This is a genomic window from Brevundimonas vesicularis (genome assembly GCF_032067225.1).
In the GTDB taxonomy this organism is placed as follows: Bacteria; Pseudomonadota; Alphaproteobacteria; order Caulobacterales; family Caulobacteraceae; genus Brevundimonas; species Brevundimonas vesicularis_F.
Genome location: NZ_DAMBJX010000026.1, coordinates 28,185 through 39,902 on the forward strand (window position 1 = coordinate 28,185; position 11,718 = coordinate 39,902).

At 65.8% G+C, this 11,718-nt stretch carries 15 protein-coding genes; 6 read left to right on the plus strand and 9 right to left on the minus strand.

Going from position 1 to position 11,718, the window contains the following annotated elements; translation table 11 throughout:
- A partial coding sequence (locus tag RT123_RS08570) for a hypothetical protein (protein WP_313008735.1) occupies positions 1-483 on the plus strand: 483 nt, incomplete at its 5' end.
- 2 nt (positions 484-485) lie between these two features.
- Here RT123_RS08570 and RT123_RS08575 read toward each other — a convergent pair.
- Both RT123_RS08575 and RT123_RS08580 read right to left on the minus strand, forming a co-directional pair.
- Positions 486-980: a group III truncated hemoglobin gene (locus RT123_RS08575; RefSeq protein WP_313008736.1), complete on the minus strand. Its 495-nt coding sequence runs from the start codon at positions 978-980 to the stop codon at positions 486-488.
- 25 nt (positions 981-1,005) lie between these two features.
- Complete coding sequence (locus RT123_RS08580; RefSeq protein ID WP_153923548.1) at positions 1,006-1,440, minus strand: hypothetical protein; 435 nt, start codon at positions 1,438-1,440, stop codon at positions 1,006-1,008.
- Between the two features lie 175 nt (positions 1,441-1,615).
- On the opposite strand from RT123_RS08580, the gene RT123_RS08585 reads away from it, so the two are divergent.
- Positions 1,616-3,226, plus strand: coding sequence for an ABC-F family ATP-binding cassette domain-containing protein (locus RT123_RS08585; protein WP_313008738.1), 1,611 nt, complete (start codon positions 1,616-1,618; stop codon positions 3,224-3,226).
- A 6-nt stretch (positions 3,227-3,232) separates the two neighbouring features.
- Here the strand turns inward: RT123_RS08585 and RT123_RS08590 are convergent, their stop codons facing one another.
- From RT123_RS08590 to RT123_RS08605, 4 genes are all read right to left on the minus strand, one after another.
- Positions 3,233-4,810 (minus strand): EAL domain-containing protein, encoded by a 1,578-nt coding sequence (locus tag RT123_RS08590; RefSeq protein ID WP_313008739.1) that lies wholly within the window; start codon positions 4,808-4,810, stop codon positions 3,233-3,235.
- Positions 4,811-4,900: 90 nt separating this feature from the next.
- A complete protein-coding gene (locus RT123_RS08595; protein WP_112861663.1) occupies positions 4,901-5,338 on the minus strand; it encodes a flagellar basal-body protein FlbY in 438 nt (145 codons plus the stop codon).
- A complete protein-coding gene (locus RT123_RS08600; protein ID WP_313008740.1) occupies positions 5,335-5,637 on the minus strand; it encodes a rod-binding protein in 303 nt (100 codons plus the stop codon). Before RT123_RS08600 ends, RT123_RS08595 begins: the two co-directional genes overlap by 4 nt.
- Before the next feature lie 2 nt (positions 5,638-5,639).
- Complete coding sequence (locus RT123_RS08605) at positions 5,640-6,761, minus strand: flagellar basal body P-ring protein FlgI (protein WP_017504614.1); 1,122 nt, start codon at positions 6,759-6,761, stop codon at positions 5,640-5,642.
- Positions 6,762-6,944: 183 nt separating this feature from the next.
- Here RT123_RS08605 and RT123_RS08610 point away from each other — a divergent pair, with 183 nt between their 5' ends.
- The 3 genes from RT123_RS08610 (at position 6,945) to gltX (ending at position 9,395) form a co-directional block, all read left to right on the plus strand.
- Entirely contained in the window at positions 6,945-7,370 is a 426-nt protein-coding gene (locus RT123_RS08610) for a flagellar assembly protein FliX (protein ID WP_313008741.1), read from the plus strand.
- Positions 7,371-7,549: 179 nt separating this feature from the next.
- Positions 7,550-7,984, plus strand: coding sequence for an RNA polymerase-binding protein DksA (dksA, locus tag RT123_RS08615; RefSeq protein ID WP_017504616.1), 435 nt, complete (start codon positions 7,550-7,552; stop codon positions 7,982-7,984).
- Positions 7,985-8,060: 76 nt separating this feature from the next.
- The gene (gene gltX, locus RT123_RS08620) at positions 8,061-9,395 is read left to right on the plus strand and encodes a glutamate--tRNA ligase (protein ID WP_313008742.1); all 1,335 of its coding nucleotides are present in this window, start codon (positions 8,061-8,063) and stop codon (positions 9,393-9,395) included.
- 15 nt (positions 9,396-9,410) lie between these two features.
- Here gltX and RT123_RS08625 read toward each other — a convergent pair whose 3' ends face one another.
- Together RT123_RS08625 and RT123_RS08630 are read right to left on the minus strand one after the other, a co-directional pair.
- Complete coding sequence (locus tag RT123_RS08625) at positions 9,411-9,704, minus strand: CC_3452 family protein (protein ID WP_313008744.1); 294 nt, start codon at positions 9,702-9,704, stop codon at positions 9,411-9,413.
- A gap of 105 nt (positions 9,705-9,809) precedes the next feature.
- Positions 9,810-10,415, minus strand: a complete 606-nt coding sequence (locus RT123_RS08630) for a TIGR00730 family Rossman fold protein (protein WP_313008745.1) — start codon at positions 10,413-10,415, stop codon at positions 9,810-9,812.
- Between the two features lie 111 nt (positions 10,416-10,526).
- Between RT123_RS08630 and RT123_RS08635 the strand changes: the two genes are divergently transcribed.
- Positions 10,527-11,249 (plus strand): hypothetical protein, encoded by a 723-nt coding sequence (locus RT123_RS08635; protein ID WP_313008746.1) that lies wholly within the window; start codon positions 10,527-10,529, stop codon positions 11,247-11,249.
- Between the two features lie 116 nt (positions 11,250-11,365).
- Here the strand turns inward: RT123_RS08635 and mnhG are convergent, their stop codons facing one another.
- Positions 11,366-11,707, minus strand: coding sequence for a monovalent cation/H(+) antiporter subunit G (gene mnhG / locus RT123_RS08640; protein WP_313008747.1), 342 nt, complete (start codon positions 11,705-11,707; stop codon positions 11,366-11,368).
- Positions 11,708-11,718: the final 11 nt, after the last annotated feature.

Sequence of the window (11,718 nt, forward strand, 5' to 3'; positions counted from 1 at the left end):
GTGCGCCCGCTGATCGAAGCTAGACTGGCGTCACCGAAGTGGGGGTTGGATTTGAAACAGTTTGCGGGCCTTTTGGCGGCGGCAGCCTTAGCCAGTTGCAACTTCAATGCGACGCTTCCTAAATCCGATCCTGCCTTGAATGCTGAAGCCAAGGCGACCTTTGCAGACCTTGTAGCGGGCCGAGAAGCCGCCATTTTGGCGCGCTTGTCGTCCGCAAATAAGACTGCAGACGTGAGGGCGCAAATCCCCATGCTCCGCAACATGATCGGTCACGACACGGCTCCCGAACCTACGGTGACCGGCTACCAGAGCATGACAAGTACGAGCGGCCGCTTCTATGTGGTGGGTCAAGATTATACCTATCCCGACCGAGTGGCTCACGTTCAGACAAACTTCGTCAAAGAGGGTGACGCATGGAAAGTCGCGGGATTCAATCTGAACTTGACGATGACTGGAGCCCCAGCTAAAGCGCCTGCCGCCTAAATTTATTCCGGCATCCATGCCTGCGTGGGCCGCACGAAACGCTCGCCCTTGGCTAGAAGCACGCCGCTGGCGTTTGCGACACCCAGTTCAAGGCTTTCGGCGATGCGGCGGGCGCGTTCAATGAAGTGGTCGGCGGCGATGGGCGGGCACAGGGCACGCGCAGTTTCGGCGAACAACTCCAGCCAGCGATCGAAATGCCGCGCATCGATGGGAAGGGGTAGGTGTTTCGGCATCGGCCGGCCCTGATAGACGCCCGTGGACAGGGCGACGGACGACCAGAACAGCTTCATCTGCGCTAAGTGCGGCGCCCAGTCGGTGATCCGGTCCGCGAAAATCGGGCCGATCAGCGCATCGTCGCGGACGCGGGCGTAGAAGTCTTCGACCAAGGCGTCGATCATGGCTTCGTCTATGCCCGTTTCGTCCCGCAGGCGCTGGACGGCGGCCTCGCGCCGCGCGGCGGCGCCGGCGGGGTCTTCGATGCGGAAACGGGTTTGCATGACGGCTGGTCTAGCCGTCGCCATCCTATTGGTCGAGGAAGTCGCCGGCGTTGAATGACAGGATGCAGATGGCGTCTCCGCCCGTCGCATCGGTCGAGCAGGAATCGACTCCGAACAGGTCGGCCTCGACCTTTGCGGTCGAGCGGAACGTGCGGCCGTCACGCTGGAATGTCGATCCGATCTTCTCGCTCCAAGGGATCAAGGCCTTGGCGAAGGCGGCGGCCGGCGCACCCGTGCAGGTAAACAGGATATATTCTGCGCCGTCCCCGTTGTCCGCGCGGCGATAGGCGTCGGCTGCGGCGGCCTGCTCCAGGCAGGCGGCATAGAGCCGCGCGTTGGGCGTCGACGCCTGGGTCGGAACGGCGCTGTAATCCGGGGCTGACGGCGGCCGGTCCGGCGCAGTCGCGCATGCGGCGCAAGCCAGTGTGGAGACGATGGCGAGGGTGATGACGGTCTTCATGATTGTCTCCTCAACGCCAAGCTTCTCACGCGGCCGTGTTCGACGCCAGACTTGCGCATTGCGGGATTACGACCCATCCTCCCTGTTCTGACGCGTTTTGCAGAAGGTTTGACGATCATGATCATCGCATTGGCCACCGGTTCCGCCCTGTCCGCCATGCTGCTCGTGATCCTCAATGCCAATCAGCCCAAGCCGAAACGCGTCCCCGTCCGCACTCGCGACACTCGACAAGGTCGCCGCTAGGACGCCGGACGGCGCCACCCTTTTCGACAATCTGAGCCTGACGTTCGGGCCTGAGCGCACCGGCGTCGTCGGTCGCAATGGCGCGGGCAAGAGCACGCTGTTGCGTCTGATTTCGGGCGAAGCTGCGCCGGCTGAGGGGGCTGTCGCGCGAACCGGCACGATTGGCGTGTTGGATCAGCGGTATGAGCCAAACCCCGGTGAGACCGTCGCTCAAACCCTGGGCGTTGGAGCGGCGCTGGCTGTTGTGGCGCGGGTTTTGGCGGGGCAGGGAACGGCCGAGGATTTGGCCGAGGCGGACTGGACGCTGGAGACGCGTCTTGACGAGGCCTTGCGAGAGATCGGGCTGCCTGACCTGGACCTCGAACGCCTGACGTGCAGTCTCAGCGGGGGCGAGCAGACGCGGTTGCGGCTGGCGGGTTTGAGGCTGGCCCAGCCCGATCTGATCCTGCTGGACGAGCCGACCAATCATCTGGATGCACAGGCGCGGGCGCTGGTCGCCGATGTCATCGCGCGTTGGGACGGCGGGTTCGTGGTGGTCAGCCATGATCGCAACCTGTTGCGCCGCATGGACCGAATCCTTGAGGTGTCGAGCTTGGGCGTCGCCAGCTATGGCGGCGGCTATGACGCCTATGTCGAGCGAAAAGCGCTGGAACGCGAGGCGGCGACGCGGGATCTGGCCGAAGCCCAACGCGAACTCACGCGTGTCGGCGCCGAGGCTCAGCAGCGCGCGGAGGCTCAGTCGCGCCGCGACGCCGCCGGCCGTCGCAAGGCCGCCAAGGGCGACATGCCGAAAATCCTGCTGGGCGCCCGGGCCGAGCGCGCTGTAAACACGGGCGGGCGCGGCGGCTTGCTGGCCGAACGTCAGGCCGCGGCCGCGCAGGACGCCTTGGCCTCAGCCCAGGCGCGCGTAGAGCGAACGCGGACGCTGGCGATCCCGATGCCGACCTCCGGCCTGCCAACGGGACGGGCGGTGCTGACCTTGGACCAAGCCGGCTGGGCGACACCTGAGGGGCGGACGATCGTCGGGCCGATTGATTTGAAGCTGGTTGGGCCTGAACGGGTCGCGATAACGGGACCGAACGGCGCGGGCAAAACGACCCTGCTGCGGCTGATCACCGGCGATCTGCAACCGACCACGGGCGCCGTCGATCGGCCTGTGCGTGCGGTGCTGCTGGACCAAGAGGTCAAGATCCTGCACCCGGACGAAACCTTGGTGGAAGCGTGGCGGCGGTTGAACCCGAAAGGGTCGGTCAATGACGCCCAGGCGGCGCTGGCGCGGTTCCTGTTTCGCAATACGGCGGCGCAGCGCCGGGTCGGCGAACTTTCGGGCGGAGAGCGGCTGAGGGCGGGCCTGGCCTGCGTCATGACAGGCGCGACGCCGCCGCAGTTGCTGGTTCTGGACGAGCCGACGAACCACCTCGACCTGGACGCCATCGCGGCGGTCGAAGAGGCGCTGAACGCCTATGACGGCGCCTTGATCGTGGTGAGCCACGACGTGGATTTCCTGGCGGCGCTGAAGATCACGCGCACGGTCGAGCTCTGAGGTCGTTCAGCCCCAGGCCTCGACGGCGCCCTTGCGTCGGACCATCGACGGGCTGGACAGTTGGGTGCGCGGCTCGGCTTCGGCGCGGCCGAACAGCCAGCCTTGGCCGTATTCGACGCCCGCCGCCTTGAGTTCGGATGCGACGCCGTCGGTCTCGATCATCTCGGCGATAGTTTCCAGCCTCATCGAACGGCACATTTCGACGATGCTGTGCAGCATGGCCTTGGAGCGTTGATCGGTCTGGATATCGCGAACGATGGCCCCGTCGATCTTGACCGAGTCCACCGACAGTTTGCGCAGATAGTCGAAGGCGGCGGCTCCCGCGCCGAAATCGTCGATGCAGACCTTGATACCGGCTTCGCGCAGCGCAGCCAAGCGACGGTCGGCGGCTTCGATGTCTGCGACGGCTGAGGTTTCGGTCACCTCGACCATCAGGCGACGACGTTCTTCGGGCGCGCCAGCGGTCATGCGCAGCAACTGCTCGACATAGGTGTCGTCGCCTAGGGAGGCGCCCGAAACATTGACCGCCATCTTCAGCAGGCCGGCGCCGGGCTGGCGCATCCGCTTCAGCACCTTTTCCGCCACGGCGAGATCGAATGACTCGATCATGTCCAGCTCCTCGGCCATGCGAATGGCTTCGGCGGGACCGCTGTTGCCGCTGAATCGGGTCAGGGCCTCGAAGTGATGGACCGCTCGTGAATCCAGATGGACGATGGGCTGATAATGGACCTGGAACTCGCGCGACTTGACCAGGCTGCGGAAGGTCTCGGCGTCGCGGAAGGTGCGCTTCAGCGAGTCGGCGAAGGCGATCTGCGGATTGGCGAGGCCGTCGCCCTTCAGGCAGCCTTCGATGGCGAACCGCATGGCGCGCAGCACGCACAGAGAATCCGATCCCGGCGGCACGGGCGAGCTGAACGCCTCCGCACCCAGCGACAGCCCTTCGGCGCGACCGGCTTCCACGATTTCGGCGGCGATGTCGCGACGGTCGTTGGCGGGGCGGAGAAGGGCATAGCGGACGCCCGTGACCTGCGACGCGCTCGATCCCTCGACGGCGGCGGACTGAAGCGTGGCCTCGATGCGGCGGTTCAGACGGTCGGCGGCTTCGCCGGTGACATTCTCCAACCCGGTGATGTCGAGGAAAGCCAGGGCCAGATCGGGGTTGGACTCCAGCACGCGTCCGGCGTCGGCCAGGAAATCCTCCGGTTCCAGAAGCGGGCGAGTTTCAAGATCCTCCAGCGCAAAGGCCGGGCCTTCGTAGGAGATGGCGCAGGAGACAGCCGGCGCCATCTGCGGCAGAACGAAGGCGCGGAAAGAGGCGCGGCGCACGCGGTCGGGACCGGCCGCCACAAGGATCGACGTGGCCGGAATACGCACGCCAGCCTTCATGCCTTGCAGGGCGGTCAGGGTGGAGGCGCCGTCGTGCAGCAGATCGAGCAGGGGACGGCCCGTCCAGGTCGCGCCTGCGTCCTCGCCGGCTACGGCGCCCGCGCCGATCGCAAAGGCGACCACGCCTTTTGGATCCACCTCCACCAGAGTGTCGGCGGAAGCGAAGGCCAGGCCTAGGAGGCGGGTGGTCAGCGTCATGAGGCCATGCTGCCACACAGTCGCTTAAAAAATAGGCAATGACCCTTAGGACGCGAACCGTGATCGGCGAACGGCGAAGGGGTATCCGGTTCAGGCCATCCGATTGAGGGCCACAGCGCGTCCGTCGCCCAGCGAGGCGCGGCCGTCGGCGGCATAGGCGGAGGCGGGGGTGCGGGCGGCGGTGACCTCCGCTGCGATGGCGCGGACCAGACCCTCAGAGATTTGGCGCGCGGCATCGACGGCGCGGCTGTGTCGCGTCAGGGCCGCGTCGAACTCACGCGTGGCGTCGATCAGGGTCTTTCGATCTTCGAGCGGAGCGCCGCTCAGCAGCGCCGGATTGGCCTTCACATGGGCGGAATCGCGACGGTAGAGATTGGCCATTTCCTGGGTTTCCGACAGACCGGCCGCCACATCCTGAGGACGGCCATCGGCGAAAGCGGCTGTTTCGGCCTTCAGTCGCTCGGTCAGACGCAAGGTCAGGGTCGTCAGCTGACGAACGCGCGCCTGGGCCAGTTCGGTGTCGCTCATGGCCGGCCCTCCTGCATCTTCAGCATTTCGGCCATGACGATGTTGCTCAGGCCGATGCCGCCGGCCTTCACCGTCGACTTGGCCATTTCGTCCAGCATGAAGCTGCGCCATGTCGCTTCGCCCTGGCCGCCGCCGAACAGGCCGTCGGTCGACAGGCCTTCGAACATCGGCTTCAGCATCTGGGAAATGAAGGTGGCCTCGAAGGCCTTGGCGGTTTCAGCGATCTTGTCGCGGTTTACGGCGGTCGGCGCGGCCGCGGCGGGGCGCAGCAGATCGGCGGAGACGGTCAGGTCGGTCATGCTCACATCACCTCGATGTCGGCCTGCAGGGCGCCGGCGGCCTTGATGGCCTGCAGGATGCTGATCATGTCGCGCGGGCTGACGCCCAGGGCGTTCAGGCCGTTGACCAGGGTGGACAGGTTGGCGCCACCGCCGACCAGCCGCATCTGGGTGCCCAGATCCTCTTCGACGTTCACCTGGGTCGAGGGTACGACGGCGGTCTGGCCCCGGCTGAAAGGCGCCGGCTGACTGACCTGCGGCTGCTCGTCCACCGATATGGTCAGGTTGCCCTGAGCGATGGCGACGCGAGAGATGCGCACGGCGTCGCCCATGACGATGACGCCGTTGACCTCGTCGATGATGACCTTGGCGGGCGTGTCGACGCTGACGGCCAAGTTCTCGATCCGGCTTATGAAGCCTGCCATGCCCAGTTCGCCGGGTGCCCGCAGGGACACGACCGTGCCGTTCTCGGCCAGGGCCGACCCCGGATAGGCGGCGTTGACGACGGCGGCGACACGCTGGGCGGTGGTGAAGTCGGGGTTGCGCAGGTTCAGGCGCACCTCGTTCATATTAGCCATCTGGAAGCCGGTCTCGCGCTCGACCAGCGCGCCCGAGGCGATGCGACCGGCGGTCGGCACGCCGCGCGTCACCGACGACCCCGACCCGCCCGACGCCGAGACGGCCCCGGTCTGGACCGAGCCCTGCGCCACCGCATAGACCTGACCGTCCGCGCCTTGCAGGCTGGTGACGACCAGCGAACCGCCCAGCAAGCTCTTGGCGTCGCACATGGAGGCTACCGACACGTCGATGCGCGAGCCGGGCGTGGCGAATGCGGGCAGGTCGGCCGTGACCATGACGGCGGCCATATTCTTGGTGTTGGCGTTGGCCCCGCGAATGTTGACGCCTAGCCGCTCGGTCATGCCTTCCAGCGATTGGCGGGTGAAGGGGCAGTTGCGTAAGGAATCGCCCGTGCCGTTCAACCCCATGACCATGCCGTAGCCGACCAACTGGTTGCCTCGCACGCCTTCAACGGCCGCAATATCCTTGATGCGCGATTGCGACTGGGCCAACGCCGAGGTCGCGCCGCCGGCGACGACGAGCGTCGCGGCGACGGAGGCGATCAGGCGGGCAAGCAGATTTTGCATCGGTCAGGCGTCCACGCAACGTTACGCCGTCATCAGTGCGAGGATCGTGCCGAAGAATTAACGACGTGAATTCAATGTCGATCGGCCTTTGACGGTCAGAGAAGCGGCAGGATTTGCCGGGGTGTTAACCAAACAGTCATCGCCGTCCGTCATCCATGATTTCATGACGCGGAGCACCTGCACATGAAGGTTGTCGGCCCCAACGGCGTCAACACGCCTGCCAGCACACGTCCGACGCGATCCGCCAGCGGCTTTTCGCTGGGGCAGGCCGCAGCTCCGTCCGCGCCCGCTGCAACGACCGCCAGCGCAGCGACGGGCGGGGTCTCTGACGTCTCAGCCTTGATGGCCCTTCAAGGGGTCGAGGGACCAGTGGAAAAGCGACGTCGCGCGATCCGGCGCGGCAGCGGTCTTCTGGATCGCCTTGACGAAATCAAGCTGGCCCTGCTGAACGGCGACGCCGACGATGGGGCTCTGGATCGTCTGGCGCGGAGCCTGCGCGAGGAGCGCGCCGCCGACGACGACAAGGACTTGGCCGCCCTGCTGGATCAGATCGACCTGCGCGCCTCAGTCGAACTGGCGAAGGCGGAAATGCGCCGCAACCGCCCGTGATACGAAATAATCGTCTGACATCAGGCGGCTAAGCTTTGGCAGTGAGTGACTTTTGCCACTGTCAGGCGGTTAGTCGCCCTATTTTCATCACGGAATCGAGAACCGCGTTGCCGCGACTCGACGGGCTGATTATACGGCCATCTACGCCACAGGGGGGCGTGTTAGAGAGCGTGAGATCGATGAGCGCCTTGGCGTCCGTTGTGTCCGACGAAACCGGCCCGTATCGGCCGTCTGACAGCGAGCCGTTCATGAACGAACGGCAGCAAGCCTATTTCAAGAAGAAGCTGCTGGCCTGGAAGGATGAGATCCTTCGCGAGTCCAAGGGCACGGTCGTCAATCTGAAGGCCGAAACCGAAAACCACCCCGATCTGGTGGACCGGGCGTCTTCGGAATCCGATCGCGCGCTGGAGTTGCGCACCCGCGACCGCCAACGCAAGTTGATCTCCAAGATCGACGACGCGCTGCGCCGGATCGAGGACGGCTCCTACGGCTACTGCGAGGACACGGGCGAACCCATCAGCCTGGGTCGTCTGGAAGCCCGTCCGACGGCGACCCTGTCGGTCGAAGCCCAGGAACGCCACGAACGCCGCGAACGCGTTCACCGCGACGACTGAGGTTTAAGCCGTCCGCGCCTTGACTTCGCCGGGTTGCGGGGCGACCTAGCCGCCTCGCTTTCGAGGTCGTCTATCTATGTCCGTCAAGGTTCGTTTCGCCCCGTCGCCCACGGGTAAGCTGCACGTCGGCAATGTCCGCACCGCCTTGGTGAATTGGATGTTCGCCAAGGGGCAGGGCGGATCGTTCGTTCTGCGCATCGACGACACCGACCTGGCGCGCTCCACGCCCGAGTTCGAACAGGGGATCGAAGACGACCTGACCTGGCTGGGGATGCCGTGGGACGAGCGTTACAACCAGTCCAAGCGGTTCGATCGCTACGAAGAAGCAGCCGACAGGCTGAAGGCGTCGGGGCGGCTATATCCCGCCTATGAGACCGCCGACGAGCTGGACCGTCGCCGCAAGGTGCAACTGTCGCGCGGCCTGCCGCCGATCTATGACCGCGCTGCGTTGGAACTGACCGAAGATCAGAAGGCCGCTTACGAAGCCGAAGGGCGCCGCCCCCATTGGCGCTTCAAGCTGGACGGCAAGCGCGTCGCCTGGGAAGACTTGGCGCGCGGTCATGCGGAGGTGGACACCGCCTCGATGTCGGACCCGGTGCTGATCCGCGAGGACGGTCTGTTCCTCTACACACTGCCGTCGGTGGTCGATGACATCGACATGGCCATCACGCACATCATCCGGGGCGAGGATCACGTCACCAACACCGGGGCGCAGATCGAAATCTTCGAGGCGCTGGGCGCGCCGGTTCCGGGCTTCGCCCACATGCCGCTGCTTGTCGGCGCCGACGGCGCGGCCCTGTCCAAGCGTCTGGGATCGCTGTCGATCAGCGACATGCGCGACCAGGGCTATGAGCCGATCGCGATCACCAGCCACCTTGGCCGGATAGGCACCTCTGATCCGCTGGAAGTCGGCGCCTCGGTTGAGGCTCTGGGACAGAGCTTCGCCTTCTCCAAGATGGGCCGTTCGCCGGCGCGTTACGATACGGCGGATCTGGACCGGCTGAACGCCCAGGCGCTGCACGTCATGGATTATGCGACGGCGCAGCCGCGTCTTCAGGCTCTCGGCGCCGATCTGGGCGAAGCCTTCTGGGATACGGTGCGGGGCAATCTGACGAAGTTTGCCGACGTCGCGGACATGGCGCAGATCGTCCGTGGTCCGATCCAACCGGTGATCGAAGATGCGACCTTCATTGAAACAGCGCTGCGTCTGCTGCCGGAAGTGATCGACGAGAACGCCTGGTCGGCGTGGACCTCGGCCGTCAAGGCCGAGACGGGCGCCAAGGGCAAGGCGCTGTTCATGCCGCTGCGTCTGGCGCTGACGGGGCAGCAGCACGGGCCGGACATGGCGGCCATGGCGCCGCTGATCGGTCGCGAAACCATCCAGCGGCGTCTGAGAGGTGAGGCGGCCTAAGCCGCCTCAATCAAATCAAGCGTTGCAAACGGCCAGTTCGTCGGCGCTCAGGGCGACACCCTTGTAGGAGAAGGCGGTCACGGGACCGAACTTCTGAACCACGCGACGGCAGGCGCGCGTCGCGGGCTGTTCCGTGCCGCCTGCGGCGGTGCAGGTCGCGCCTTCGCAGGACCAACGAGCGCCGTCGATGATGGTGGCGCGTGCGGGCGCCTTGCCGGCGTCGGCCAGCGTCAGGCTGGTGGCGGCGGGGGCTTGGGCGACCGCAGGGGCGGCGGCGAACAGGGCGGCGGCGATCAGCAAAGCGCGCATCGAAAACTCTCCGAAATGAAGAACGGCGTCATGCCGCTCCGCTCCCATGTCAGTTTTCCATAAAAACTGTCAAGACGCGCGCAGCGGATTATGAGCGATGATCACTTATCGATGATCATGTTTCAATTGCGGCGCATCGCCGCCGGCCTGAACCTGCGCCATCGCCTCTTCGACGGTTTCGGCGACAGTCCAGGCGTCCAAGAACGACGGCGGCGTCATTCCTTCTGCGACGCTGTGCTTCATCAAGTTGAAGAAGCCGTTCCAGAAGCCGTTCAGGTTCAGGAAGACGACCGGCTTGTGGTGCAGGTCCAGCCGCTTCCAGGACAGCAACTCCACGACCTCTTCCAGGGTGCCGATGCCGCCGGGCGCGACCACGAAGGCGTCGGATTGGTCGTACATCAGTTGTTTGCGTTCGTGCATCGAAGTGACGACGACGGTCTCGACCTCGTCGAACAGGCGTTCGCGGCTGCGCAGGAAGGCCGGCATGATGCCGACGACCCGGCCGCCCGCCTCATGCGCGCCGCGCGCCGAGGCCCCCATCAGGCCCACGCCGCCGCCGCCATAGACCAGCCGCCAGCCGGCCTCGGCCGCGACCTTGCCGAAGGCGTAGGCGGCTTCGGTATAGGTGGGATCGGCGGTCTCGGAGGCGCCGCAGAACAGGCAGACGGAAGAGCCGTCGAACGGCAGGAACGAAACGGGGGGCAGGGACATGAAGCCTCGAAGAAAACGAACAGGCGGCCTGGCCATGGCCAAACCGACGGCGCTCAAGCTAACACAGGCTCGAGCCGCTGGGTCGCCAGTCCTATATCGTAGAGGCGCAGGATGAAACGTCGGATGATGGTCGCGTGTGTCGCGGTCCTGGCTGCCGCAGCCTGTTCCGATCAGCAGGGCGGCGTGGCGGGGCCGACGGGAGCCGACGAGGCCTCGCCCTGGGTTCGCCCGCCCCAGATTGATGGCGTGGTGCGCGACGGCGGCGTTCTGGTGCTGCGCGGCGGGGCGGGGCCCAATGCGCGCGTCGTGCTGCGTGCGCCGGATACTGCGGCCGTGGCGACGACGGCGGACGGCGCGGGGCGGTTCGAACTGAGACTGCCGCCTTTGAGCGGCGATGTGCGCTTCACGCCTGAGGTGCAGGTGGGCGAGGACGCCGCGGTCTCGCCCGAGACCCTGGTGGTGATCCAGGGCGGGGCCGGTCCCGTCGCCCTGATTGCCGCTGGCCAACCGACTGTTCGCCTCGATGGCGCCGAAGGGCTGGATGCGGTGGATTCGGACGGTGCGACTTTGATGGCGTCGGGCCGAACAAATGGAGCTGCTCCCTCGGTCAATATCAACGGCGCAGATATGGCGCCGACGGCGATCGGACGCGGCCGCTGGCGGACAGTTATCGGACAGTCGGGTGCGGCGACGATCGCGGTGAATGGAAAGCGCTTCGACTATCCGGGCGCGGGCGCGGCTGGGAGCTTCGTCGTCGAGCGGGCGGGGGCAGGCTGGCGAATCACTTGGCCTGTCGATCCAGCGGGGCGACAGACGGCCTGGCTGCCGGACTGAGGGAGTTTAACGATCTGGAAACCATTTCGGTTAAGGAATGGGTCGTCCTCAGGGACACCATCACCGAACCTGCTTGCAGCCCGGCGCCCCCGCCGGGCTTCTTTTTTGCCGGTCGATCAGCCCTTCCTCGGCGTGTCTTTGACCCTGTCGGTGCGATCACGGAACAGGGCGGCGCGGGCAAGCAGGATCAGGGTGACCGGCGTCGTGACCGTCAGGAACAGGCCGATCAGGATTTCGCGCGGCATGAAACGCCGCTCCACGGTCGTGAACCAAACGATTGACGCCAGCAGGACCAGCGCCATGCCTAGCGTAGCCCCAAGCGTCGGGGCATGAACGCGCTCATAAAAGGTCTTCAGCCGAACCAGCCCAACCGCGCCCAGTAGCGAAAGGGCCGAGCCGATGAGGGCCAGGGCGACGACGATGATAGCGGCCCATGCGGGAACGTCAGCTTGGGTCATTCAATCACCTC